The sequence below is a fragment of the Gluconobacter cerinus genome (genome assembly GCF_025961355.1).
In the GTDB taxonomy this organism is placed as follows: Bacteria; Pseudomonadota; Alphaproteobacteria; order Acetobacterales; family Acetobacteraceae; genus Gluconobacter; species Gluconobacter cerinus.
The window spans coordinates 1,619,115-1,644,834 of record NZ_JAOQNM010000001.1; the positions used below are offsets into that span (position 1 = coordinate 1,619,115).

Annotated in this window: 25 protein-coding genes; 16 read left to right on the forward strand and 9 right to left on the reverse strand. The window is 56.4% G+C overall.

Features of this window, described 5'->3' with window-relative positions:
- Nucleotides 1–59 precede the first annotated feature (59 nt).
- Entirely contained in the window at nt 60–665 is a 606-nt protein-coding gene (locus M2305_RS07440) for an FMN-dependent NADH-azoreductase (RefSeq protein ID WP_046900573.1), read from the forward strand.
- A gap of 3 nt (nt 666–668) precedes the next feature.
- On the opposite strand, the gene M2305_RS07445 is transcribed toward M2305_RS07440, so the two are convergent.
- A complete protein-coding gene (locus tag M2305_RS07445) occupies nt 669–1,847 on the reverse strand; it encodes a globin domain-containing protein (RefSeq protein WP_264649006.1) in 1,179 nt (392 codons plus the stop codon).
- Nucleotides 1,848–1,926: 79 nt separating this feature from the next.
- On the opposite strand from M2305_RS07445, the gene M2305_RS07450 reads away from it, so the two are divergent.
- The 5 genes from M2305_RS07450 to M2305_RS07470 all read left to right on the forward strand — a co-directional run bounded on the left by M2305_RS07450 (nt 1,927) and on the right by M2305_RS07470 (nt 6,724).
- Complete coding sequence (locus tag M2305_RS07450) at nt 1,927–2,397, forward strand: Rrf2 family transcriptional regulator (protein ID WP_264649007.1); 471 nt, start codon at nt 1,927–1,929, stop codon at nt 2,395–2,397.
- Nucleotides 2,398–2,532: 135 nt separating this feature from the next.
- Nucleotides 2,533–3,429, forward strand: a complete 897-nt coding sequence (locus M2305_RS07455; RefSeq protein ID WP_264649008.1) for a fructose bisphosphate aldolase — start codon at nt 2,533–2,535, stop codon at nt 3,427–3,429.
- Nucleotides 3,430–3,562: 133 nt separating this feature from the next.
- Complete coding sequence (locus M2305_RS07460; protein WP_211498399.1) at nt 3,563–4,126, forward strand: histidine phosphatase family protein; 564 nt, start codon at nt 3,563–3,565, stop codon at nt 4,124–4,126.
- 148 nt (nt 4,127–4,274) lie between these two features.
- Complete coding sequence (lldD, locus tag M2305_RS07465) at nt 4,275–5,426, forward strand: FMN-dependent L-lactate dehydrogenase LldD (RefSeq protein WP_264649009.1); 1,152 nt, start codon at nt 4,275–4,277, stop codon at nt 5,424–5,426.
- 401 nt (nt 5,427–5,827) lie between these two features.
- The gene (locus tag M2305_RS07470) at nt 5,828–6,724 is read left to right on the forward strand and encodes a type 1 glutamine amidotransferase domain-containing protein (RefSeq protein ID WP_264649010.1); all 897 of its coding nucleotides are present in this window, start codon (nt 5,828–5,830) and stop codon (nt 6,722–6,724) included.
- 126 nt (nt 6,725–6,850) lie between these two features.
- On the opposite strand, the gene dnaJ is transcribed toward M2305_RS07470, so the two are convergent.
- Both dnaJ and dnaK read right to left on the reverse strand, forming a co-directional pair.
- On the reverse strand, nt 6,851–7,993 hold the full coding sequence (gene dnaJ, locus M2305_RS07475) for a molecular chaperone DnaJ (protein ID WP_064275651.1): 1,143 nt from the start codon (nt 7,991–7,993) through the stop codon (nt 6,851–6,853).
- A 118-nt stretch (nt 7,994–8,111) separates the two neighbouring features.
- Nucleotides 8,112–10,013, reverse strand: coding sequence for a molecular chaperone DnaK (gene dnaK, locus M2305_RS07480; RefSeq protein WP_099211549.1), 1,902 nt, complete (start codon nt 10,011–10,013; stop codon nt 8,112–8,114).
- 231 nt (nt 10,014–10,244) lie between these two features.
- On the opposite strand from dnaK, the gene M2305_RS07485 reads away from it, so the two are divergent.
- The 9 genes from M2305_RS07485 to M2305_RS07525 all read left to right on the forward strand — a co-directional run bounded on the left by M2305_RS07485 (nt 10,245) and on the right by M2305_RS07525 (nt 19,515).
- Nucleotides 10,245–11,372, forward strand: coding sequence for a hypothetical protein (locus tag M2305_RS07485; RefSeq protein ID WP_264649011.1), 1,128 nt, complete (start codon nt 10,245–10,247; stop codon nt 11,370–11,372).
- Nucleotides 11,373–11,531: 159 nt separating this feature from the next.
- Nucleotides 11,532–11,912, forward strand: coding sequence for a glycerol dehydrogenase (locus M2305_RS07490; RefSeq protein ID WP_086633540.1), 381 nt, complete (start codon nt 11,532–11,534; stop codon nt 11,910–11,912).
- Nucleotides 11,912–14,131, forward strand: a complete 2,220-nt coding sequence (locus tag M2305_RS07495) for a pyrroloquinoline quinone-dependent dehydrogenase (RefSeq protein WP_099211551.1) — start codon at nt 11,912–11,914, stop codon at nt 14,129–14,131. The genes M2305_RS07490 and M2305_RS07495 overlap by 1 nt, the downstream gene beginning before the upstream one ends.
- A gap of 195 nt (nt 14,132–14,326) precedes the next feature.
- Nucleotides 14,327–15,511, forward strand: a complete 1,185-nt coding sequence (locus M2305_RS07500; RefSeq protein WP_264649012.1) for a glycosyltransferase family 4 protein — start codon at nt 14,327–14,329, stop codon at nt 15,509–15,511.
- Nucleotides 15,501–15,677 (forward strand): hypothetical protein, encoded by a 177-nt coding sequence (locus M2305_RS07505; protein ID WP_264649013.1) that lies wholly within the window; start codon nt 15,501–15,503, stop codon nt 15,675–15,677. Before M2305_RS07500 ends, M2305_RS07505 begins: the two co-directional genes overlap by 11 nt.
- Nucleotides 15,678–15,683: 6 nt before the next feature.
- Nucleotides 15,684–16,586: a DMT family transporter gene (locus M2305_RS07510; RefSeq protein WP_264649014.1), complete on the forward strand. Its 903-nt coding sequence runs from the start codon at nt 15,684–15,686 to the stop codon at nt 16,584–16,586.
- A 72-nt stretch (nt 16,587–16,658) separates the two neighbouring features.
- On the forward strand, nt 16,659–17,210 hold the full coding sequence (gene dcd / locus M2305_RS07515) for a dCTP deaminase (RefSeq protein WP_064275649.1): 552 nt from the start codon (nt 16,659–16,661) through the stop codon (nt 17,208–17,210).
- Nucleotides 17,211–17,224: 14 nt separating this feature from the next.
- On the forward strand, nt 17,225–18,481 hold the full coding sequence (gene murA / locus M2305_RS07520) for a UDP-N-acetylglucosamine 1-carboxyvinyltransferase (RefSeq protein ID WP_046900589.1): 1,257 nt from the start codon (nt 17,225–17,227) through the stop codon (nt 18,479–18,481).
- A gap of 197 nt (nt 18,482–18,678) precedes the next feature.
- A complete protein-coding gene (locus M2305_RS07525) occupies nt 18,679–19,515 on the forward strand; it encodes an aldo/keto reductase (protein WP_264649015.1) in 837 nt (278 codons plus the stop codon).
- Nucleotides 19,516–19,552: 37 nt separating this feature from the next.
- Here the strand turns inward: M2305_RS07525 and M2305_RS07530 are convergent, their stop codons facing one another.
- The 3 genes from M2305_RS07530 to M2305_RS07540 form a co-directional block, all read right to left on the reverse strand.
- Nucleotides 19,553–20,299, reverse strand: coding sequence for a dienelactone hydrolase family protein (locus M2305_RS07530; RefSeq protein WP_264649016.1), 747 nt, complete (start codon nt 20,297–20,299; stop codon nt 19,553–19,555).
- A 137-nt stretch (nt 20,300–20,436) separates the two neighbouring features.
- Complete coding sequence (locus M2305_RS07535) at nt 20,437–21,915, reverse strand: mannitol dehydrogenase family protein (protein WP_264649017.1); 1,479 nt, start codon at nt 21,913–21,915, stop codon at nt 20,437–20,439.
- Between the two features lie 132 nt (nt 21,916–22,047).
- Entirely contained in the window at nt 22,048–22,650 is a 603-nt protein-coding gene (locus M2305_RS07540) for a glutathione S-transferase family protein (protein WP_264649018.1), read from the reverse strand.
- A 105-nt stretch (nt 22,651–22,755) separates the two neighbouring features.
- On the opposite strand from M2305_RS07540, the gene M2305_RS07545 reads away from it, so the two are divergent.
- Nucleotides 22,756–23,226 carry a GAF domain-containing protein gene (locus tag M2305_RS07545; RefSeq protein WP_215749913.1) on the forward strand — a complete coding sequence of 157 codons (471 nt, stop codon included), beginning with the start codon at nt 22,756–22,758 and terminating at the stop codon, nt 23,224–23,226.
- Nucleotides 23,227–23,229: 3 nt separating this feature from the next.
- Here the strand turns inward: M2305_RS07545 and M2305_RS07550 are convergent, their stop codons facing one another.
- The 3 genes from M2305_RS07550 to M2305_RS07560 all read right to left on the reverse strand — a co-directional run bounded on the left by M2305_RS07550 (nt 23,230) and on the right by M2305_RS07560 (nt 25,656).
- Nucleotides 23,230–23,784 (reverse strand): LOG family protein, encoded by a 555-nt coding sequence (locus tag M2305_RS07550; protein WP_086633532.1) that lies wholly within the window; start codon nt 23,782–23,784, stop codon nt 23,230–23,232.
- A gap of 35 nt (nt 23,785–23,819) precedes the next feature.
- Nucleotides 23,820–25,016 carry an MFS transporter gene (locus tag M2305_RS07555; protein WP_046900596.1) on the reverse strand — a complete coding sequence of 399 codons (1,197 nt, stop codon included), beginning with the start codon at nt 25,014–25,016 and terminating at the stop codon, nt 23,820–23,822.
- A gap of 154 nt (nt 25,017–25,170) precedes the next feature.
- A complete protein-coding gene (locus tag M2305_RS07560) occupies nt 25,171–25,656 on the reverse strand; it encodes a DUF2501 domain-containing protein (RefSeq protein ID WP_046900597.1) in 486 nt (161 codons plus the stop codon).
- Nucleotides 25,657–25,720 lie beyond the last annotated feature (64 nt).

The following is a 25,720-nucleotide window of genomic DNA, read 5'->3' on the forward strand; positions in this document are numbered from 1 at the left end:
GGTGAGGAAAAGGTTTCTTATCATGTGCTGGTTACGATCAGGAACCGAAAGAGATTACAATGAAACTGCTTCATATCGATTCCAGCATTCTTGGCGGGTATTCCGCAACACGCCAGCTGAGTGTGGCGATTGTGGACCGCTACCGTCAGAAGCATCCGGATCTGGACGTTACATCCCTTGATCTGGCAGCGAACCCGCTTCCTCACCTGGATGGCGAAGCTCTGTCTTTTCTGGGCAAGGACCTTACGGAAGACGCTGCCTCCAACAAGGATCTGGTCGCGGGCGCGAAAGCCCTTTCCGATTTTAAGGAGGCCGACATTCTCGTACTCGGTGTGCCGATGTACAACTTCGGCATTCCGAGCCAGCTCAAGGCATGGATTGATCGCATTGCCATTGCCGGACAGACATTCCGCTACGGTGCGAATGGTGTCGAAGGACTTGCTGGCGGTAAGACCGTGATTCTCGCCGTGGCGCGTGGTGGCATTTATTCGGAAGGCACGCCGCAGGCTGCCTTTGAGCATCAGGTCACATATCTCAAGGCCGTTCTTGGCTTCCTTGGCGTCACGGACGTGAAGGTCATTGAAGCAGAAGGCCTGGCAGTCAATGGCGGCAATGATCGCCCTCGCATCCTTGCAGAAGCGGAAAGCGTCATCGCCGCCCTCTGACAATTAGTCAGTCACGCCGGTATCCGGTCCGAACGTCTCATAACGCAGACGGTCGGCCGGAATGCCGGCTTTTGAGAGCCCCTGAATCATGTCACGCATGAACCCTGTTGGGCCGCATAGGTAGCAGGTGGCGTTTTCCGGAATGCGATCGGCGATCCATGCTGCATCCGGGCGCCCGTCAACGGATGTCAGGCGAGTATGAAGCGTAATCGGGCTTTTCGCCTCTTTGGCCAGGCTGTTTAGCTTTCCTGAAAACGGTGCGGCCGTTTCAGAATGGGCAATCTGAATAATACTGACCGCTGGTGAGCCTGCCTGCGCTCCCAAAGACTCGATCATCCCGATCATGGGTGTCATTCCAATGCCCGCACAGATGAAGGCGAGCGGTGTGTCGCTTTTCTGGGGAAGGACAAACTCACCTGCTGGCGGCGACAGGCGAACCTGATGGCCCTTGCATTCCGGGCTATTGAGCCATGTGGAAACCACACCGTTCGGAACATGACGCACGCTGATGGTGTAAAAATCGTGGTTGGGGCGCGATGTGATGCTGTAGTTACGTCGGGTCTGCCCATGTCCCGGAACATTTAGGTCCACACCCAGATATTGGCCGGGGATAGCCTGAATGACGGTTTTGCCGTCTGTAGGCTTCAGGTCCAGCGTCGTGACATTGTCGCATTCGCGCGTTGCATTGATGATCGTGAAGTCGCGCCAGCCGGTCCAGCCACCTTCTGCATGTGTGCTGGCGTCATAAAGCTGGCCTTCCCGGCCCATCAGAATGTCAGCCAAAGCCCAGTAAGCACGGCCCCATGCATCCAGAATTGCAGGTGTCGCGGCGTCTCCCAGAACATGTTGAATCGCGCCGATCAGGGCAGTGGCCACATGTGGGTAATGCTCTGGCAGAATTTCCAGGCTGACATGCTTCTGGGCAATGCGCTCAACCGCTCCACCCATCACTCCGAGATTATCGATGTTCCGGGCATAGGCCAGGACGGCCATGGCGAGCGCGCGTGGCTGCGTTCCTTTGGATTGATGTGTCGGATCAAACATCTCAGCAATGGCCGGATCAGCCAGAAGGCGGCGGTACATCTCACTGGTGATGTCGAGACCATGCGCTTCGAGGGCCGGAATGGTCGCCTGGATGGTGGCAATGACGTCTGGCGTGAGGCTGCGGTCGGAAGAGGACATGATGGGTCTTCTTAAAGGTGTATAATAAATATACCTTTAAGCGCGTGACTTCTGACTGTCAATCTGCCAGAGGACTCGTATGCGCCTGACCCTGCATACCGACTATGCCTTGCGGACCCTGCTCTACATCGGGGCACGCCCGACTGTGCGCGTCTCTATCCGCGAAATTGCCGAGGCGTACGGCATCTCTGAAAACCATCTGGTGAAGGTTGTGCATCGTCTGGGGCAGGGGCGTTTCATCACCACCGTACGAGGTCGTGGCGGTGGCCTGACGTTGGGTCGCCCGGCACAGGACATCGGTGTGGGAGAGGTCGTCCGGTTTACGGAAGACGATATGATGCTCGTGGACTGTGAGGGCCGGGCAACAGGAAGCCGTGCCTGTGTTCTGTCTCCTTCCTGCCGCTTGCGTGGCGTGCTGGGAGAGGCGCTTTCCGCATTTCTGGGCGTGCTCGATCGCTACACTCTGGCAGATCTTCTTCAGCCTGCGGATCTGGCCAGACTGTTTCCAGAATTAGCCGAACCCCCGTCCAACAATATTGAAAAAAACTGATTTCCCTGCCGCTCCAGCAGGGTTGAACCGCGTCCTTTGAATGATCCGTGCAATGTGATTGGAAGAGTCTCCAATCCCGCGCGAAGGTCAGTCGTTACTTCTGGTCATGTGACTGAAGAAAAGGATGTAGTGTTCATGCCTGATGCAAAAATGGCCGAGCAGGTGTCAAAAACTCCCGGATTTATCGCAGCTCTTGATCAAAGCGGCGGATCGACTCCCAAGGCTCTGGCACACTATGGCATCGGGCCGGATGCCTACTCGAACGACGCGGACATGTTTCGTCTGATGCACGAAATGCGCGTTCGCATCATTTCCTCTCCTGCTTTCCAGAGCCACGAGGTCCTTGCTGCAATCCTGTTTGAGAAAACAATGGATGGCACGGTCGAGGGCACGCCGGTGCCGTCCTATCTGTGGAAAACCTGTGGAATCGTCCCGTTTCTGAAGATCGATAAAGGTCTGGAAGACGAAAAGGACGGTGTTCAGCTCATGAAGCCCATTCCGGGCCTGGATGAACTGCTGGAACGAGCGGCGAAGCTTGGCATTTACGGTACCAAGGAACGGTCAGTAATCCGTCTGGCCAATCCTGCTGCCATTAAGAGCATTGTTCAGCAGCAGTTCGATATTGCGGCGCAGGTGGCATCGCACGGACTCGTCCCCATTCTTGAGCCGGAAGTCCTGGTGAAGAGCCCGGAAAAGGCTGAGGCTGAAGCGCTACTCGAAGACGCTGTTCTGAGTGGACTGGAAGCGCTTCCGGGAGATTATCCGGTTATGCTGAAGGTGACGTTGCCTGAAAAGCCGGACCTGTATGCCCGCGTGATGAAGCATCCGCGCATGCAGCGCGTTGTCGCACTTTCAGGCGGTTATCCTCTCGATGAAGCCTGCCAGAAGCTCAAAGCCAATCATGGCATGATCGCCAGCTTCTCGCGGGCTCTCGTGGATGATCTGCGCGTTTCACAGTCCGATCAGGCGTTCAACGAAACCCTGAATAAGGTCGTGGACAAGATTTACGACGCTTCTGTTCACAAGATCTGAACAGCGGCTTGAGAGGCGGGTGAGCATACGAAATCCGCGCGCCATTCGCCTCTGATCCAGAAATTTCAGCAATCCAGCTTCGGGCTGGCAAAGGGCTTTCAGTTACTGAAAGCCCATAGGGAAGGCATGCGTCATGAGCACCACCCTCTGGCTAATTCGCCACGGCGAAACAGAATGGACCATCAGCGGCCAGCACACGGGGCGTACGGATATTGCCCTGACGGAAAACGGACGTAAGCAGGCGCTGTCTCTGAAGAGCCGGTTAGAACATCAGAACTTTGATCGGGTGTTCACCAGTCCGCTTCAGCGGGCGCATGAAACCTGCGTTCTTGCCGGGCTGGGCGAGCAGGCTCAGATCGAGCCTGATCTCATGGAATGGAATTATGGCGTGTACGAAGGGCTCACCACGCCGGAAATTTTGAAAGCCGAGCCCGACTGGTCTTTGTGGACGTCTGACGTGGAAAATGGCGAGACGGCCGCCCAGGTTCAGAAACGGGTCAGTGGCTTGCTGGAGAGGCTGACGGCACAGGGAGGAACGATTGCCCTGTTTGCGCACGGTCATATTCTTCGCAGCTTGATTGGTGTGTGGATTCATAATGATGTGCGACTTGGGGAAAATCTGGCCCTGGATACGGCATCAGTGTCTGTTCTTGATGTTCATCGGGGCGCACGCGTTTTACGCAGGCTGAATGCCTAATCGGCAAGGATGAGGAGCCAGTGCCGCGTTCCTGCCGGGAGTTTTGTGCAACATAACGTCAGGGCAGACGATAGTGCCTTGGTTGTCATCAAACAGGCTGGCAGTCTCCCGTTCATTGAAGACGATGAACACTCATGGGAGCTGCCAGATGATTATTTCCTCAGCCACTGATTATCGTGAGGCAGCCCGACGCCGTCTGCCGCCTTTTCTGTTCCAGTATATTGATGGCGGTTCCTACGCAGAGCAGACAATGCGGCGGAACATCACAGACCTTGCAGATATTTCCCTACGACAACGCATCTTGAAAAATGTGTCTGGTTTGACGACCGGGATAGAATTGTTCGGGCGCAAACTGAATATTCCTGCGGTTCTTGCCCCTGTCGGACTGACGGGCATGTATGCTCGCCGCGGAGAAGTGCAGGCAGCAAGGGCTGCGGCGCGGAAGGGTATTCCTTTCACGTTGTCCACAGTATCGGTGTGCCCCATCGAGGAGGTGCAGGGTAGAAGCCCGGTGCCCATCTGGTTCCAGCTTTATGTTCTCAAAGACAGGGGATTCATGAAGAATGCCCTGGAGCGCGCGAAAGCTGCGGGCATTACGACTCTGGTGTTCACCGTGGATATGCCGACGCCGGGCGCGCGTTATCGCGATGCCCATTCGGGCATGTCCGGCTCCCATGCCAACATCCGGCGTTATCTTCAGGCCGTGACCCATCCTATGTGGGCTTGGGATGTGGGCCTTCGTGGCAGACCGCACGATTTGGGCAATATTTCGCGCTATCGGGGAAATCCAACCAAGCTGGAAGATTATATCGGCTGGCTCGCCAATAATTTTGATCCGTCCATTAGCTGGAAAGATCTGGAATGGATCCGCGAGTACTGGAATGGTCCCATGATTATCAAAGGTATTCTCGATCCTGAAGATGCCAAAGATGCTGTCCGTTTCGGTGCGGATGGCATTGTTGTTTCCAATCACGGCGGTCGCCAGCTTGATGGCGTCCTCTCCAGCGCTCGCGCACTTCCGCCGATTGTGGATGCCGTGAAGGGCGACCTGAAAATCCTGGCAGATTCAGGCATCCGATCCGGCCTCGACATCGCCCGGATGGTTGCGATGGGGGCCGATGCTGTTCTGCTGGGGCGCGCCTTCGTCTACGCGCTTGCTGCCGGGGGCCAGAAAGGTGTGGAGAATGTACTCGACATCATGGAGAAGGAACTCCGTGTTGCCATGACCCTGACAGGGGCGAGTGCCATATCCGATCTGACACCAGAGAGTCTTGCGCGGCTGGCCGTGGAGTGCAGGTGATCTTTGTCGAGCTCTGCCGCATAAACTGAGGCGCTGGTCCAAACGCTATATCGGGGCGTTTTGACCCACCCCGCACCCGTTAAGGGGCAGATTGAATAATTGCGGATTAAAGAAAAAGATCCGCAATTTTAAAAGCTGTAGCAATCAGCCCTGGCATAGGTTTGTCGTGATCAAAGGTCGCTCTATTCGCGAACTCAAAGCATGTGGCTCAATGAATGGACATAGAGGAAATGTTCCCGGTTTCTGCGACACGTCGCCAGGAGAGCAGCTCTAAAACTGGCGACTCTCAGACTTGATACGGTTCTGGACTGAAGCCTGATGATCGGTCAGCATTCAGTAACTGCCGCTCGTCGTATGGCGGCGCTTCACGGGCCTTTCTCCACCCGAAAAGGATGATGTTCATGCTGCGCGGTATTGCTCTCACCCTAGTCCTTGTTGCCATCGCACTCTGTGGGTCCAGTCTCCAGGCCAAGTCACACAGCCAGAGTAAGGGGCGCGTACTGGTCGTTCTTTCCAGCACAAATGAACTCATATTGCGCGACGGTCAAAAATACCTCACGGGCTTCTATCTCAATGAATTCGCAGTTCCGGTAAAAGCCCTGATCCAGGCTGGCTATGAACCCGTATTCGCTGACCCGAAAGGCAATGCTGTGAAGTGGGACGCACACTCTGCATCCCCTCGATATTTTGGAGGCAGTGAGACAGCTCTTCAGGATACGATACAGTTCGTCGAAGGCCTGGACTCACTCAAACATCCCCGCTCTCTCGCTTCGGTCAATGCTGAGGGGATTAATGCCTATGTTGGGATCGTTATTCCCGGTGGCCATGCACCACTAGAGGATCTGATGACCGATCCTGATCTGGGGAAGATCCTGCGTGCTTTCCACTCTGCTGGAAAAACGACCGCTCTTATCTGTCATGGTCCGGTTGCATTGGCGTCCAGCTTGCCAGATGCCAGCGGTTTTCATGACGCACTGATGACCGGCAACAAGAATGACATTCGCCAACTGGCAGCAGGGTGGCCCTACGCAGGCTACCATATGACCGTTTTTTCGATACCAGAAGAGCACTTCGCCGAAACGCATCAACTCAACGGACACGTTTTTTTCTACCCCGCTACCGCGCTGACGGATGCAGGAGCTACTGTTGAGACAGCCAAAGCCTGGACCCCTAACGTCGTGACAGACCGTGAGCTTATCACGGCACAGCAGCCGTTTTCCGATAAGGAATTTAGTGCGGCTTTAATAAAAGCTCTCGATAATCAGACAAAACCACAGGACGTGCCGTCGCTTAAATGACGTCTCCTGACAGCGTTCATGTCTGTGGTTGAATGTGGAAAACAATATCTCTCTGCAAAGATGCGAGCTAGCAGCAGGGATTTTCCAAAAAAATCCCCCTCCGTTTCGGGAGGGGGATTTTTAAAATCAGCGACCTTCGAAGAAATCACGGACCTTGGCAAAGAAGCCGCTGTTTTCGGGGCTTGCCTTGGCGTGATCGTCACCCGCTTCTTTCTCGAACTCTTCAAGAAGTTCGCGCTGGCGCTTGGTCAGGTGATGCGGTGTTTCTACCGAGACTTGAATGTACATGTCGCCACGGGCAGAAGACCGCAATACGGAGAATCCCTTGCCGCGCAGGCGGAAAGTTTCACCTGTCTGCGTCCCTGCAGGAATGCGGACACGGGTGCGGCTTCCGTCAATGACAGGAACCTCAACCTCCGTCCCCAGCGCAGCCTGCGTCATGCGCAGCGGAACGCGGCAGTAGATATTGGCGCCGTCACGCTGGAAGATGTCATGCGACAGGACCGAGACATGCACATACAGATCGCCGGGCTGTACACCTTCTCCCCCGGCTTCACCGCGGCCTGCCATGCGGATGCGCGTGCCATCCTCAACGCCAGCCGGAATTTCGATCTGAAGGGTTTCAGTCTTTGCCTGGGTGCCTGTGCCTTGGCAGACCTTGCACGGATTGCGAACCGTACGCCCTGACCCATGACAGGTGGGGCAGGGACGCTCGACAAGGAAGAAACCCTGCTGCGCGCGGACTTTACCCGCACCGTGGCAGGTAGCGCAGGTCGTGCTGCCACCACCAGCATCCGCGGAGCCAGAACCATGACAGGATTCACAGGCAACGCGCGTGCGGACTTCAACGCTCTTGGTCACGCCCGAGAAGGCTTCGGTCAGACTGATTTCAACCTGAACCTGAACGTCAGCACCTGTACGACGTCCACCGCCACGGCGGCCGCCCATCATGTCTCCGAACATCTGGTCAAAGATGTCCCCAAGACCACCGGCGCCGAAACCACCAAAGCCTCCGCCGCCGCCCATTCCACCCATGCCGCCGTCAAAGGCTGCGTGTCCGTACTGGTCGTAGGCTGCGCGCTTCTGCTCGTCCTTCAGGACGTCATAGGCTTCGTTGATTTCCTTGAATTTCTGCTCGGCTGCATCATCCCCAGGGTTACGATCCGGGTGATAACGCATGGCCTGCTTGCGGAAAGCTTTCTTCAGCTCATCTCCGGAAGCAGTACGCGAAACTTCGAGGCTTTCGTAGTAATCGATCTTCGTGGCCATGATCGGTCCTTGTCTGAGGGCCGGAAACAAGAATGGCGCCCACCCCCTTGCGGGAACGGGCGCCCTTCGGAAAACAGGTCAGGCGGGGCGGGAAGCCCCACCTGGGGAAGTCACCCGATCAGTGCTTCTTGCTGTCGTCAACGTCTTCAAAGTCGGCGTCGACAACGTTTTCGTCCTTGGCTTCCGCACCCGCAGCTTCACCACCCTGCTGGGCCTGATCTGCCTGATACATGGCCTGACCAACCTTCATGGCGGCCTGCGTCAGACGCTCACTTGCGCTCTTCAGCGTTTCGACATTCTCGCCACCCAGAGCTTCACGGGCTGCTGCGATAGCGGCTTCTGCTTCAGACTTATCTGCAGCCGGAACCTTGTCGCCACCTTCCGTGAGGGACTTTTCGGTCTGGTGGATCATGCTCTCGGTGCTGTTGCGCAGCTCGACCAGCTCGCGCTTGGCCTTGTCAGCGGAAGCGTTGGCTTCAGCTTCCTTGACCATGCGATCGATGTCACCGTCGGACAGACCACCAGAAGCCTGGATCTTGATCTGCTGTTCCTTGTTCGTCGCCTTGTCCTTGGCGGACACGTTGACGATACCGTTGGCATCGATGTCGAACGTAACTTCAATCTGCGGAACGCCACGCGGTGCCGGAGCAATGCCCTGCAGGTCGAAGTTGCCAAGCAGCTTGTTGTCCGCTGCCATCTCACGCTCGCCCTGATAGACCTTGATGGTCACGGCGTTCTGGTTGTCTTCCGCCGTGGAGAAGGTCTGGCTCTTTTTGGTCGGGATCGTCGTGTTGCGGTCGATCAGACGGGTGAACACGCCACCCAGCGTTTCGATACCCAGCGACAGCGGCGTCACGTCGAGGAGCAGAACGTCCTTCACGTCACCCTTCAGGACGGCGCCCTGAACGGCTGCACCGATAGCGACCACTTCGTCAGGGTTGACGTTGCGTGCCGGATCCTTGCCGAAGAATTCCTTAACCGTCTCGATGACCTTCGGCATACGGGTCATGCCGCCAACGAGGATGACTTCGTCAATCTCGCTCGTGGACACGCCAGCATCCTTGATAGCGGAACGGCACGGGCCAAGCGTACGCTGAACCAGATCGTCAACCAGGCTTTCCAGCTTGGCACGGGACAGCTTGACCACAAGGTGCTTCGGGCCAGACGCATCAGCCGTGATGAACGGCAGGTTGATCTCGGTTTCCTTGGAGGAGGAAAGCTCGATCTTGGCCTTTTCAGCGGCTTCTTTCAGACGCTGCAGAGCAAGCTTGTCGCCACGCAGGTCGATGCCCTGGTCCTTCTTGAACTCATCGGCCAGGAAGTCGATGACGCGGTTATCAAAGTCTTCACCACCCAGGAACGTATCACCGTTCGTGGACTTCACTTCGATCACGCCGTCGGAGATCTCAAGAATGGAAACGTCGAACGTACCACCACCAAGGTCATACACAGCCACCGTACCGGAATCGCGCTTGCCAAGGCCATAAGCCAGTGCAGCTGCGGTCGGCTCGTTGATGATACGCAGGACTTCGAGGCCGGCAATCTTGCCAGCGTCACGAGTTGCCTGACGCTGTGCGTCGTTGAAGTAAGCCGGAACCGTGATGACGGCCTGTGTAACCGTTTCACCGAGGTAGGACTCGGCCGTTTCCTTCATCTTGCCAAGAACGAATGCAGCGATCTGGGACGGGGCGTAATCTTCGCCACGAGCGCGAACCCACGCATCGCCATTGTCACCCTTGACGATTTCGTAAGGGACCATGCCCTTGTCCTTGGCGACGGTCGGGTCATCGTAACGACGACCGATCAGACGCTTGACGGCATACAGGGTGTTGGTCGGGTTCGTGACAGCCTGACGCTTCGCGGCCTGTCCAACCAGACGCTCACCGTTTTCGGTGAATGCGACCATGGACGGCGTCGTACGTGCGCCTTCGCTGTTTTCAATAACGCGGGTCTCGTCGCCTTCACGCACTGCAACGCAGGAGTTGGTCGTGCCGAGGTCAATACCGATGACTTTGCTCATAATATGTCCTTTCAGCGGCTCGCTTCGGCCCTGTCAGGCACCGGGGCGAGCCCTTGTGACGTAAAATCCGATCCATCAAGGGATCGTGTTTCCGAGACCAGATTTAGGCGGGGCAGCAAAGTGTTTCAAGCCTTGGCAGTAACATCTTTCATGAAAAATATACGTTCGCATCATTCAGGAAACGGTTGTGACTTCCGCTTGGACACGGAATGGTCCACTTTGAGATAAGTCATGAAAATTAATCTGATATTCCGGGCCACGCCCCTGGCTGCACTTATCTGTCTTGCTGCCTGTGGGCCGATAGGGCCATCCAGGCTTCAGCATGACGAGCTTGAATACTCGCGCGCTTTGGGCGAATCCCAGAAGCACGAGATGCTCCTGAATATCGTTCGCCTGCGCTATGCCGATCCGCCGACGTTTCTGGATACGACGCAGGTCATTGCCGGATATAGCGTATCCAAGAGCGTGAGCGGGGGCTTCTATGCCTATCCTGCCACTGCTGTCGGCAATTATCTCTTCGGAACGGGGACGATGACGTCGGGTGAAAGCCCGACCTTCACCTATCAGCCGGTGACGGGGCAGCAATACGCCGAGAATATCGTGCGGCCAATTTCTCCTACCGTTATCATGCCCCTGAGTCTCGGTGGTCTTCCCATTGACACGCTCTTGCGCCTGACAGCGCAGTCGATCGATGGACTGTCCAATGTTCGGGGTTTGGGAGCAGGGCCATTTGGTGGAGGCTCTGTCCGCTTTTATCTCCTGCTGCATGATCTGCGTCAGCTTCAGATCGCAGGCGCGATGACTATCCGCATCACGACCGATGCGCCGCCTCCGACCGATGACAACAATACCAAGAAGAATTCTTCAAAGCCGGAAAATGGCAACGGCCAAGAGCATTCCTATCTGGTGCTGTCTTCGACATCTGATAGCAGCCTTCTTTCGACGCAGGCAGAAGTGCGTCGCCTCCTGCATCTGGATGCCCAGGCTGAAGAAGCGGAAATTGTTTACGGCCCCTATCCCAAGCACCCCGGGCAGATTGCCATTCTGACGCGCTCGATGCTCGCGATGCTCACGCAGCTTGCTTACGAGGTTGAGGTTCCGGAAGAGGACATCAAGGTCGGCCGGACACCGCCAACGATCGGGCAGGTGGGTATTGAGAACCGACCGGAAGTTGTCATTCATTCAGGACACAAGGTTCCCGACCGCCGATATGCGGCTGTTGAATATAATGACATGTGGTTCTGGATTGATGAGAAAGACTTCCAGAGCAAGCTCGCCTTCACAATGGTTCAGGTTCTCAGTGCTCTCGCTGCAACCAACCATACAGGTGGCGCAGTGGTCACGATTCCAGCTGGATAATGCTGATATTTGCTGAAATGATCATTTTTCAAATAGTTCCAAGCACATTTTTGTTACCGCAAACACGCCTTTGTTAAAGGATATTCAGAATAACTCTAATGGACCTCGCTGGATAATCGACATACCGTCCCGGGTATTCAGTCTGGGAGGCATCCGGTTATGCCGAATATTAACGGCACGAAGACTCTGACGGAGTGGCTGACGCTGCTTCTGGGGGTCGTTATTCTTCTTGTGGGCCTGATCTTTGTCATCATGGGGGCTGACCTCGCGATGCTGGGCGGCTCTGTTTACTACGTCATTTGCGGGATCGTGCTGGTTGCCAGCGGGGTGTTCATGGTGATGGGCCGCACGCTCGGCGCATTCCTGTACCTCGGCGCCCTGGCCTACACATGGGTCTGGTCTTTGTGGGAAGTCGGGGTCAGCCCGATTGACCTTCTGCCGCGCGCTTTCGGCCCGACCATTCTCGGCATTCTGGTGGTCCTGACCATTCCGGTCCTTCGCCGCCTGGAATCCCGCCGTACACTCAGAGGAGCCGTCTGATGCGTCGGTCTCACCTTCTCGCAACAGCCGCAGGCCTCGCGCTCGCCTGTTCGCCTCTCGCCGCCCACGCTCAGTTCGCTCCCGCAGGCTCGGGTGGTTCCCCGACCGCCGCAGTTCCTGGTCCAGGCAATGCAAATGAGCCTACTGAGAGCGGTCCTAAAGAGCAGAGCTATTTTGCCGGACCCTCTCCGTATGCCCCGCAGGCTCCGGGCGTAAACGCTGCGAACCTGCCGGATATCGAGTCAATTGATCCGTCAGAAGTGCCTGCCATGGCACCCCAGCAGAGCGCAAACCCGGCTCCTGGAGACTGGGTTGCTTATGGCCGTGATGATCATCAGACGCGTTATTCGCCGCTGTCTGAAATCACGCCTGAGAACGCTGGCAACCTGAAGGTCGCGTTCACCTATCATACGGGCAGCTATCCACGTCCGGGTCAGACCAACAAATGGGCGGCTGAAACCACACCCATCAAGGTGGGTGACGGCCTCTATATGTGTTCGGCCATGAACGACATCATGAAGCTGGACCCGGTCACGGGAAAGCAGATCTGGCGTCGGAATGTGGATGTGAAGTACCACTCCATTCCCTATACGGCAGCCTGTAAGGGCGTGACGTATTTCACGTCGTCCGTCGTGCCTGAAGGGCAGCCCTGTCACAATCGGCTTATCGAAGGCACGCTCGATATGCGCCTGATTGCTGTTGATGCGGCAACGGGTGAGTTCTGTCCGAACTTCGGTCACGGTGGTCAGGTCAACCTGATGCAGGGTCTTGGCGAGTCCGTTCCGGGCTTCGTTTCCATGACCGTGCCGCCACCAGTTGTTGATGGCGTTGTCGTCGTCAATCACGAAGTGCTGGATGGTCAGCGTCGCTGGGCGCCGTCTGGTGTGATCCGTGGTTACGATGCTGAAAGCGGCAAGTTCGTCTGGGCTTGGGACGTCAACAACCCGACAGATCACAGCCAGCCAACGGGCAATCGCCACTATAGCCGCGGTACGCCGAACTCATGGGCCGCACTGACGGGCGATAGCGCTCTTGGTCTGGTTTATGTGCCGACCGGGAACTCCGCTGCCGACTATTACAGCGCCCTTCGTAGCGATGCCGAAAACAAGGTTTCTTCCGCAGTCGTGGCGATTGACGTCAAGACGGGTGAAGAAAAGTGGGTTTTCCAGACCGCCCATAAAGACGTCTGGGATTATGATATTGGCTCTCAGGCAACCCTGATGGATATGCCTGGTCCTGACGGCCAGCCCGTTCCAGCTCTTATCATGCCGACGAAGCGTGGTCAGACGTTCGTTCTGGATCGCCGGACAGGTAAGCCAGTTCTCCCCGTCGTAGAGCGTCCGGCTCCGTCACCAGGCGTCATTCCTGGCGACCCACGGACACCGACGCAGCCCTGGTCTGTCGGGATGCCTGCTCTGCGCGTGCCTGATCTGAAAGAGACGGATATGTGGGGCATGTCTCCCATTGATCAGCTCTTCTGCCGGATCAAGTTCCGTCGTGCGAACTACGTTGGTGAATTCACGCCGCCGAGCGTTGATAAGCCATGGATTGAATACCCGGGCTACAATGGTGGCAGTGACTGGGGTTCCATGTCCTATGACGAGAAGAGCGGAATCCTGATCGCGAACTGGAACATCACCCCGATGTACGACCAGCTCGTCACCCGCAAGAAGGCCGACAAGCTTGGTCTGATGCCGATCGACGATCCTAACTTCAAGCCAGGTGGCGGTGGCGCCGAAGGTAATGGTGCCATGGACGGAACGCCTTATGGCATCGTCGTGACGCCGTTCTGGGATCAGTACACGGGCATGATGTGCAACCGTCCGCCTTACGGCATGATCACGGCCATCGACATGAAGCACGGTCAGAAGGTGCTCTGGCAGCATCCGCTGGGAACGGCTCGTGCTAATGGTCCATGGGGTCTGCCGACAGGCCTTCCCTGGGAGATCGGAACACCGAACAACGGCGGTTCCGTCGTGACAGGTGGTGGTCTTGTGTTCATCGCAGCAGCTACGGATAACCAGATCCGTGCCATTGACGAACACACCGGCAAGGTGGTGTGGAGCGCAGTGCTCCCGGGTGGCGGTCAGGCCAACCCGATGACCTACGAAGCCAACGGCCATCAGTACGTTGCCATCATGGCAGGGGGTCATCACTTCATGATGACGCCAGTCAGCGATCAGCTCGTGGTCTACGCTTTGCCTGACGCCGTTAAGTAAAGCCGAAGACTGTGGCGGATGTGCTGTGCACATTCGCTACACTCCATCGTCAAAGGGGGACTTCTGTGCTAGCAGGGCATGGACGTCTCCCTTTTTCGTTTCTGCCTGTTTTTCATTCTGAAAGCCTCAGGCGCAGACCGATCAGGAAGGCTTCTCGTTCGGATCAAATTTTCAGAATGGCCCGCCGAAACGCTCATGACTGACCGTTCTCCCGTGATCCTCCAGGTCCTTCCTGCACTCAGTACTGGGGGGCTTGAGCGCGGTGCCATCGAAATCGCCGCTGCCATCACTCAGGCAGGCGGGAAAGCCATTGTCGCTTCAAAGCCGGGGCCGCTGCTGATCCAGTTGAGGCACGCTGGCGCAATTCATGTGCCGCTCAACCTGAAATCCAAATCACCTGTTGCTGTACTGCGCCGGGCCCGTGATCTTCAGAAACTGATCCGCCAGCAGGGAGTGGATCTGGTGCATGCCCGCTCCCGTATTCCGGCATGGGCGGCCTGGCTGGCCTGTCGTCGCGAAGGGATCCCGCTGGTCACGACATGGCATGGTGTTCATGGTGCGGGCTGGTGGGGCAAGAAGCTTTATAATTCTGTTCTGGCCCGTGGCACGCGCGTGATTGCCATTTCGAATTTCATCGCCGGCCGTCTGTCCGGGCAATATGGTGTTCAGTCAGACCGCCTGCGGACTATTCCCCGTGGTGCCGACCCCTCTCTTTTTGACCCGCAAAAGGTCTCCGGCGAACGGATCCAGCGGCTTGCCGAAGCTTGGTCAGTCCCTCATGGCGCCCGCGTGATCCTGATGCCTGCACGCCTAACGGCGTGGAAAGGGCAGAAGATCCTGATCGAAGCACTGAAGTTTCTCAAACAGGTCTCTGTTGTACCTTGGATCTGTGTTTTGGTTGGCCCGGAAACAGACCATAAATTCGCGCTTTCTCTTGGGCTGAGAATTCAGGAGCTGGGTCTGGAAGACAGGGTTCGCTTCGCAGGGACATGCCAGGACATGCCAGCAGCCTGCGCTTTGGCGGCCGTTGTCGTCGCGCCGTCTCTGCGGCCTGAACCCTTCGGGCGGACGCTTGTAGAGGCGCAGATGATGGGCAAACCCGTTATCGGAACGGCACAGGGCGCCATGATGGAGACGGTCCTGCCCGGACAGACCGGTCTCGTTATTCCTCCCGATAATCCTCAGGCATTGGCCGAAGCACTTGTCGGCATTCTGTCGGCCGATGATGAGACGCTTGCCTATCTGGCGGAAAATGCCCGTGAGCATGTCTTGCGAAATTATACGATCCGGCAGATGCAGTCGGCGACACTCGGTGTATATGACGAGCTGCTTGGAACGCATCTTCGAGCATCTTTCGACGGACAGACTGATGACAACTGACAAGACGGAAAACGACAAAGCTACGGCCCATCTGACTGATAAGGCGCAGGCTGCCAAAGAGGCACGTGCAGCTCGCGAAGCCAAGGCGCTCCGGGCCAATCTTCTGCGTCGCAAACAGCAGCAGCGCATCAGGCCCACAGCGCCCACACCGTTTTCCGAAAGCTAAGGCGTCGTGAAAATTCGTCTGCCAACGCCAACGCCACAGGAACTGGCGTTGGCGGGCGTTACGGCGCTCTGGGGGGGCACTTTTCTGATCCTGCATCTGGCCATGCAGCATTGCGAACCGATGTTCTTCGTCGGTGTGCGGTTTCTGATGGCAGCAGCCATGGTGGCGTGTCTGGCAGGTCGTCACATGACGGGTCTGACACGGAAAGAAGTGCGATCCGGTATTCTGATCGGGATTGCCCTTTCAATCGGGTATGTTCTGCAAAGTGCAGGGTTGCGTGAGGTGACCAGTAGCCGTTCTGCATTCATCACCGCTCTCTATGTGCCGTTGGTGCCATTATTCCAGTGGGCCATTCTGCGTAAATCGCCGCACATCATGAGCTGGGTCGGAATCGGCCTGGCGTTTGCCGGATTGATTGCGCTGGCAGGGCCGGCAGCCCTGACCCTGACCTTTAGTCATGGCGATTTGCTGACGGTGCTGTCAGCGTGCGCCATCGCTGCCGAAATTGTTTTGATCAGCCTGTTTGCCCAAGGCGTGGACAGTCGTAGAATCACAGTCTGTCAGCTTGTTGGAGGCGGCCTTTTTGCACTTTTGCTTATGTCGGTCGCCGGGGAGCATGTGCCCACATTTTCATGGATCTGGGTTGTTTGTGCTGCGGCTCTCGGAAGCCTGAGTGCTCTGGTACAACTCGTGATGAACTGGGCTCAGAAGTCCGTCCCACCTTCAAAAGCTGCTGTGATTTATGCAGGAGAGCCTGTCTGGGGTGGGCTGGTCGGCTGGCTGGCGGGCGATCAGCTGCAGGCCACCACGCTTCTTGGCGCTGCTTTGATTGTCTGTGGTGTTCTTGCCAGTGAGATGAGACCGCGCTGGCTTGTCAAAAGGCAACAGCACCTCACGGAAAATGGCTAAACCGACACATTGCGTGATCGGGCGGCTGTCGCTAGAGCAGATCGATCCCCCCGTGTAGGAGTTAATGCGTCCATGCCAATCATGCCTGATACCTGGATCCGCCAGATGGCCAAAGAACACGGCATGATTGAACCGTTTGTGGAAAACCAGAAACGGGAAGGCGTTATTTCCTATGGTCTGTCGTCATACGGCTATGACGCGCGTGTCGCGGAAGACTTCAAAATCTTTACCGATGTGGACAGTGCCGTCGTCGATCCGAAGAACTTTGCCGCGAACAGCTTCGTGACACGGACGGGCGACATCACGATTCCCCCGAACAGCTTCGCACTGGCGCACACGATCGAATATTTCCGTATTCCGCGGGATACGTTGGTCGTCTGCCTTGGCAAGTCCACCTATGCGCGCTGCGGTATCATCGTGAATGTGACGCCGCTTGAGCCGGAGTGGGAAGGGCAGGTCACCATCGAAATCAGTAACACGACGCCGCTGCCTGCGCGCATCTATGCGAACGAAGGCATCTGCCAGTTTCTGTTCTTCCAGGGCGCCAGCCCTTGCGAAGTCAGCTACGCGGATCGTGCCGGTAAATACATGCGCCAGTCCGGCGTAACCACGCCTCGGCTGTAAGGAGCGCATCACTCATGGACCGTTTCATTATTCGTGGTGGCCATCGCCTGACGGGCGAAATCGAGATCGGGGGCGCAAAGAACTCCGGCCTCAAGCTCATGGTCGCAGGCCTGCTGACCTCTGATCGTCTGGTGCTGTCCAACGTTCCGCAGATTGCCGACATTAAGACGATGCGCGATCTTCTCAAGGGGCTGGGCATCGCCGTCGAGGCTGTGGGTGAGCGTACCCTTTCTATCGGAGGCGAAATCGGATCGGTGGAAGCCCCGTACGACATCGTTTCCAAGATGCGCGCTTCCATTCTTGTTCTTGGCCCGCTTCTGGCGCGTGCCCGTGAAGCCAAGGTTTCGCTCCCGGGTGGCTGCGCTATTGGCACGCGTCCTGTGGACATGCACCTCAAGGGGCTTGAAGCTCTGGGTGCTGAAATTCGCCTTGAGAACGGATACATCAATGCCCGTGCTCCTGAAGGCCTGAAGGGCGACCGGATTATCCTGCCGTTCGCCAGCGTCGGTGCGACTGAAAATCTGCTGATGGCGTCCACGCTCGCCAAAGGCCGTACCGAAATCGTCAACGCAGCGCGTGAGCCCGAGATCAGCGATCTGGTGCACTGTCTTAACGCGATGGGCGCACAGATTACGGGTGAAGGTTCCGGTACACTGATCATTGAAGGCGTAGAGCGCCTGCATGGTGCCAACTATGCGGTCATGCCAGATCGTATCGAGTGCGGCACCTATGCTTGCGCTGCGGGCATCACGGGCGGTGACCTTCTGCTCGTCGGTGGTCGTGCCGATGATCTGGGGGCGGTAATCCGCACCCTGCAGGAAACCGGTGTTGAAGTTGAGGAAGATCCGCGTGGTCTGCGCGTCCGTCGCACGGGCAAGCTGACAGGCGTGGACATCATGACGGAGCCATATCCGGGTTTCCCGACGGACATGCAGGCCCAGTTCATGGCGATGCTCTCTGTTGCGGATGGTGCATCCATGATTACCGAGACGATTTTCGAAAATCGTTTCATGCATGTTCCTGAGCTGAACCGGATGGGTGCGCGCATCAATCCGCATGGTCGCTCGGCAATTATCCGCGGTGTTCCGAAGCTGTCCGGTGCTCCGGTCATGGCAACTGATCTTCGGGCATCTTTCTCGCTCATCCTGGCTGGACTTGCTGCTGAAGGCGAGACGCAGCTCAGCCGGATTTACCATCTGGATCGTGGGTATGAGGGCGTAGATCGCAAGCTCGCAGCATGTGGTGCTGATATCGAACGCGTTTCAGACTGAAGATTGTTCAGGCTTCTTTTGATGCAAGCGGTGAGCCATTTCGGCTCACCGCTTTTTTTATGTCTCGTGCATCTGAAGCCATCCGTTATGAAACGCTTCCTCTCTGTCGGGCGTAATACGTCAAACCCGAAAGTCTTTCTTAGGCATTTGATAAATCCCCAAGGGATTGAATGCGGCAGAGTCAGGAGAAGCAGAGAATGACGATTCCGACAGTCACGCTGAATGACGGCACAACCATTCCGGCGATCACGTTCGGAACCTATAAGCTGAACGGCGCTGCGGGCGTTGAAGCCATGAACAGTGCCCTCAACGTGGGCTATGATGCGCTGGACAGTGCGTTCAATTATGAGAATGAAGGTGCAGTTGGCCGCGCCGTGCGTGAGAGCGGCCGCCCCCGGGAAGAACTGCGCGTCGCCTCAAAGCTACCAGGCCGCCATCATGACTATGATGCTGCGCTGACAACGATCGAGGAGTCCCTCTATCGCACGCAGCTTGATTACTTTGACCTGTATTACATTCACTGGCCTAACCCGAAGCAGGGCAAGTACGTTGAAGCCTGGAAAGCCTTGATTGAGGCAAAGAGGCGCGGCTATATCCGATCAATTGCCGTATGCAATTTTCTGCCAGAACATCTTGAGCGGCTGAAAGCCGAAACAGGCGTTCTTCCGTCGATCAACCAGATTGAACTGCATCCCTATTTCCCGCAGGACGAGATGCGGAAGTGGAATCATGATCACGGGATCATTACGCAGGCTTGGAGCCCCTTGGGGCGCGCAAGTGACCTTCTGACAAATCCGCTGTTGAAAACAATTGCTGAGCGGTTAGGCAAGGAAGTCGGGCAGGTTATTCTCCGCTGGCATCATCAGCTTGGTTCTGTGCCCATTCCCAAGTCTGCCACGCCTGAGCGTCAGATTAAGAACAGGTCTATTTTCGATTTTGCCCTGACAGAAGACGATATGACGAAAATTGCCTCTCTGGCGCGTGCAGATGGGCGTCTCGCCGATCAAGACCCTGCCACCTACGAGGAATTTTGACGTTTGAAGGGCTTCCTGCAGCGGAAGCCCCCTTTGGTTACTCTCGCGTCAAAGCGCGCTGAAATAGAGCATTCGTCCAGTTCATGGCCTGCAGGAAGAGAGCAGCATCGAAGCGAGGTGCTCCATCACGCAGGAATGCGTGTTGAGCGCTAACTTCATGCCACTCCAGCGTAACGCCCGCGTCCTCAAGTCTGTCCCGGATTATACGCCGTCCCGCATAGGGAACGTGCGGGTCTGACTGGCCCCAGACCATCATCAGTTCACCAGTGATGTCTGTGGCCCGAATGAGCGAGTCATCAGACTTGCCTTCACCAAGCGTCGCTGAATGCAGGTCGGTGGCATAGAAACATGCGGTTGCTTTGACTGCAGGGTGAAGAGCTGCCCGGTAGGCGAGATGTCCTCCTAGACACACACCAAAAGCACCAATGGCGCCTGTGCAGAAACTGCTGTCTTGCAGCCATTCGACAAGGGCTGCCGTGTCAGAGTCAAAGGCTGAGACAGGCTTGGCGTATTTCAGATCATTCCCGCGATCTGTTCCATCCTTGTCATAGGCAAGGACAGTCCCGGCGGGCTCGTACTCATGATACACTTCGGGGATTGCGACGAGATATCCCTGTCCCGCAATCATGGCGCCCAATCGTTCGATAGGTGCCGTGACCTGATAGATTTCCGAAAACAGCATGACAGCTGGGAAACGGCCATCCTGAACCGGCCGAAAGATATGCACACGCATTGAACCAGTAGGCGTTTGAAGATCGATTTTTTCGTCAGTTCTGATGATCATGAGACGATCTATCCTGCGAGAGTTTGCAAGTAACGCATCTGGCTCTGTTTGTAGGCAGCCCACTGGCGCGTCGCAACGTCGTCTGAAGAAAGGGCTTTGTGCCGGTTGTTAATCTCAACCGGCACAGGACACCCTGATCAGCCCTTTGGCGTGATGACGTCCGCAAGTGTCGCAGCGGTTCCACGATCCTGCAGGCTCTGCCGCATGTCAGTGAAAAGCTGGACGAAAGCAGGGTTGTCAGTGAGGCCCCAGCCCGCAAAGACGCCCATATCCAAAGCGCGCGCCGGATCGGTGTCCGTCACCAGGGCACGATCTTCCTTGCTGAGACGTGGCTCTGTGACAGGGAAGTCCGCGTTTGTATCGTCCCGGCCGTTCATGTAGGCGCAGTAGCACGCCAGCAGGAACGCGATCCGGCGCATGTCACCGTTGTCTTTCACCACGATCTCGGCTGTCGGGCGAATAAAGACCGGCAGTTTGGATGTGCTGTCCGACGCAATGCGCAGAAGCTGATCACTGACAGCCTTGTTGCGGAAACGCTGGAGCAGGAGGGCCCCATATTCTGGAAGGCTGATGCCTGGAGGAGCGGTCAGATGTGGTTCTGAATCGAAACCCAGAAACTGCTGAAGCAGGCGGAAAAGGTTCTCGTCTTCCATGGCTTCACTGACGAAGCGGTACCCCATCAGGACGGCGGGGAGGGCCAGCATGGAGTGGGACGCGTTGAGCATGCGCAGCTTGACCTGTTCGTATGGCTCAACATTGTTCGTGAACAGCACACCGGCCTGCTCCCAAGCCGGGCGCCCTTCGGGGAAATTATCTTCCACAACCCACTGGATGAAGTCTTCGCAGAACAGCGGGGCGCGGTCTTCAATGCCGCTTTCACTATTGAGGCGAGCAATGTCTGCCGGTCCAACCGCTGGGGTAATACGATCAACCATGCAGGCCGGGAACGAGACGTTCCGGGAAATCCAGTCTGCCAGTTCGTCGTCTCGCAGGCGTGCGAAGGACAGGACAGCGTGGCGCGCAACCTCTCCGTTCGACGGAACATTGTCGCAGGAGAGAATTGTGAAAGCATTCACACCGGCTTCACGGCGCAGACGAAGGGCCTCGGTGAGGATACCAAAGGCTGTTTCCGGCACTTCACGCTTGAGGTCCGCAACGATGGTTGGATGGTCAGCCATGAAGTGGCCTGCCTCATCCATGTAATATCCACCTTCCGTAATCGTCATGGTGACGATGCGGATTGCTGGATCGGTCAGGCGCTTCAGAGCTGCCAGACGGTCTGTGGGAGCATGGATGTATTCCACCAGGGATTTTACAACTCGTACGACGTCCGGACGGCCCGATGGGCATTCCCGCAAAGTGTAAAGACCGCCCTGAGACTGAAGGGCTTCAGCCTTCTGCACTTCAGACGGCACATCCATCAGCCCAAGGCCAACAATGCCCCAGCTTTCCTGGCCCGGCAGAGCCAGTGTGCGGTCTGTGTACACGGCCTGATGGGCGCGGTGAAAGTTTCCGACACTGAGATGGGCAATCCCCGCAGTCACCTTCTGGCGATCATAAGGGGAGGTGAGGATGGTCTCTGGAAGGTGGGCCAGAGTTTCCGGGGTCAGTTTCATGATGGTTCTTCCGAACGAAAGGCCCGACCCTTTTAAGAAGAAGACGTGATGAGGAAACTGTTTTTATTAAATATAAATTTTTTCTAATATTTCTCGCGCCAACGAGAGGATTCATTAGGGAAACGAAAATATTCATAACCCGAAAGCAGATGCTTCCGGCATGGGAATAAAGTCAGGCAGCGCTTCTATACGCTCCAGCCATTGTTGAACTGCAGAATAAGGCGCTAGAGACACCCCGCCCTCAGGTGCGCGTTTGATGTAAGCGTAACAGGACAGATCGGCGAGCGTGGGCATATCACCTGCGAGAAATGGCCGCTGTTTCAGTTCATCATTCATGAAGGGAAGCAGCTTCGCAGCCTTTGCCTGAGCCGGGGCAATATCATCCGGGCGCTTCCAGAGCGTCGCTGCACGCGCCATAGCCGGTCCATACCGCAATTCGCCAGCGGCAATGGAAAACCATTTCTGAACTCGCGCCGCGCCGAGTGCATCCTCTGGCAGCCATGAACTGTCGGGTGCATAGGTTTTCGCGAGATAGACCAGAATGGCATTGCTGTCTGTCAGGATAATATCGCCGTCTTCCAGAATCGGAATTTGTCCCAGCGGATTAAGCTTCAGCACTTCAGGCGACTGCATTGACGCTTCTACGAAGCTGTAATCCAGCTTCAGGATCGATAGAAATAGCCGGACGCGATGCACATGGCCGGACAGAGAAATTCCATAAAGACGTCTAGCCATGATCTGGTCCGGTAATGGTGAAAAGGACAGAGTGGCCATCGTGACGGAGACACGCAACGGCTTTATAATCCTGTTTCATCTCATTTTAACTCAGGATCATCCGACATGAGTGCGCCTATCCATCGTCTGACCGTGGAAGATCTGGTGGAAACCGTTGAATCGGTTGTCGCGTCTGAAACAGATCAGATTGCGAACATGGCCAATATCGCGGCCCTGCTGTTCGAGGCCTTGCCAGACATTAACTGGGCCGGGTTCTATCTCTTCAAGGATGATCAACTGGTCCTCGGCCCGTTTCAGGGGCGTCTGGCCTGCACGCGCATTCCGCTTGGGAAAGGCGTCTGTGGAACTGTTGCCCAGCAGAAAACCACGCTCGTCGTTCCGGATGTGCATGCGTTTCCAGGGCATATTGCCTGTGATGCTGCCTCGGCTTCCGAAATCGTGGTTCCCATCCTGCATGATGGAAACCTGATCGGAGTTCTGGATATTGATAGCCCTGTGAAGAACCGCTTCGATGCGGAAGATCAGGCCATGATCGAGAAGATTGTCAGCGCCTTTGAAAAGACGCTGACAGGCTGAATTTCAGGCAGGAACGTTTTCGCGCAGATGGTTCATCAGCGCGGGAACGTCTTCCACAACGGTGAACAGCTTAAGCGTGTTGGGGGAGGCAAAGCCCTGCTCAACGGCATCGGTCAGGGTGCGGACAAGGGACTTTGCCCAGCCACCAATATTGACGATGTAAATCGGGTCCTGGTGCAGGCCGAGCTGCTTCCAGGTCAGAATTTCCATCAGTTCATCAAAGGTGCCGAATCCGCCTGGGATGATGGCATAAGCATCTGAAAGCTCGAACATGCGGGCTTTGCGGCTATGCATGTTGGGTGTCACTTCAAGCTCTGTCACGCCTTTATGCATGACTTCGCGATCATGCAGGAACCCGGGAATAACGCCAATAACCTGCCCCCCCGCAGTCAGCGCGGCATCTGCGACGGTTCCCATCAGACCCACATGACCACCGCCGTAAACAAGCGTAATTCCGTTCTGGGCCAGAGCTGTTCCAAGTTCGGATGCACCTTCTGCATACACAGGGGAGTTGCCGAAGCGGGAGCCGCAGAAAACAGCGCAGGAACGAATGGTCATGGGAAGCAGGTCCTGTAAGGAAGCGGGCAGAACGCTTAGACGGCAGGCTTCCGCCCAAGCGAACGGCTGATGAGCACACCGACCAGACAGCACACCGCAGTCGTGCCGAACATGGTCTTGTAGCCAGCAAACTCGATGACCTGCCCGAGCACAAGACCCGAACATGCAATCGCCAGATCAATGAAGATCGAATAGGCGCCCAAAGCGGCCCCACGGTTCTGTGGGCCAGCACTGTTGACGGCCAGCACACCAAGGGCAGGGAACAGCAGGGAGAAACCTGCGCCAGTCAGCGCCGCACCGATCAGAGCGGCCCCTTGTGAGGGAAAAATTGCCAGACAGGCCAGCCCGACAGCTTCGATCAGCAGAGAAACAATTGCCACGAAGACGCCGCCACGCCGGGCAATCTGTGAGGCGAAAAAGAACCGGATGACAACAAATACAATTCCGAAGACGGACAGGGCTGTTGCAGCGCCCTCCCAGTGCAGAACGGCATAATACAAAGCAAGAAAGGACGAGATGGCACCGAATCCGATGGAGCCAGCCGCCAGCGCCATGCCATGCGGCAGAACCAGACGAAGCGCGCGCGTAAATGGAACGGGCTTTTCCGTGGAGGGAAGAGGCTTGATGCCCTTGTAAAAGCCGATCAGGGCAAGGCCAAAAAGCGGAAGAATAACGGACAGGATACCGACCGAGACAATGCCGCCATAAGGATGAGGAAGCTGTGAGAGCTTGGCGCCAATCGGTGCACCAAGAGCAATACCTCCATAAGAACAGATACCGTTCCACGAAATGGCAATAGCTGTGTTTTCAGCTCCGGCCCGGCGAATATTCCAGACAATGACGCCTGTGGCGGCCCAGCTTTCTGCCCAGCCTAGAAATAGACGGCTTAAGAGCAAAATTCCAAGGGAAACGGCGGGTGTTTCGCCCGACCACCCCGCACCGATCATCAGCAGGCCTGAGATGAGGCATGTCACCAATCCGCCTAAAACAACCGGTTTGGGGCCTATGCTATCTACCAGCCGACCAGCAGAAGGGCGCGCTGCGAATGTCGCAAGATATTGCAGGGAGAAGGCCAGACCAGCGATCGTCGTGCTATAGCCCAGCGTATGATGCACGAAGATCGTCAGGACGGCATTGGGAAGCCCGATAACGATGTAAACCAGAAGATTGAACAGAACGACGGTAAGAACCCGCTTCGTCGGTGAACTCACCGGCGTTTCTTCCGCAGTCATGCCTTCAATCTCCTGTTTCTTTAAGTAACTAACTGGTTACGTCCTGTCTGGCATAGGACAGTTTGAACGATCCGTCACGGTCAATGGACCCCTCAGGTCCAAAAAACAACAGTATGTGATCTCTCGGGAATGAACATCCCGAGAGAAGGTGGCCTTAAAGCATGTTCTGCAGGCGGCTTGAAACCGCTGAGCATACTTTCTGGCGCAACGGCTCTGCCAGTGAGGACAGGGAGTATTGCTGGGACGTATTCGTCTGGTTGCTGACGGCCTGAAGGATGCCCTGCTGGCCAGCACTGTATGCCGGGCTATTGGTCACGCCTGCTGCCTGTGTGGCAGTGGAGAGAAGACCCGTAGCATTCGTCCCCGTAGCCAGGTTGTTCGTCACGCAATAGTTCAGCACGCCGGCCAGATTGCTGGTGGAGGTGGAGGAGAGATTTGGCAGCCCAAGGGCGCCCGTCAGGCCACCGGTCAACTGTGAAGCTGTGCTCTGGGCTGCGGCAGTTGCAGCGGATGTTGCCGCTGCCTGCGTTTCCGGATTCTGGGCAGCCGACATCCCGGATGTGCAGCCTCCGAGAGAGAGGGCTGCGATGGCAGCAATTGCGCCAGTCGAGAGCAGGGCTGGCAGGCGGAACGGAACCATAAAATTTCAACTCCTGTAAGGACAACCATGAGACGTGATCTGCCTCTATGCGTCCTAACAACGC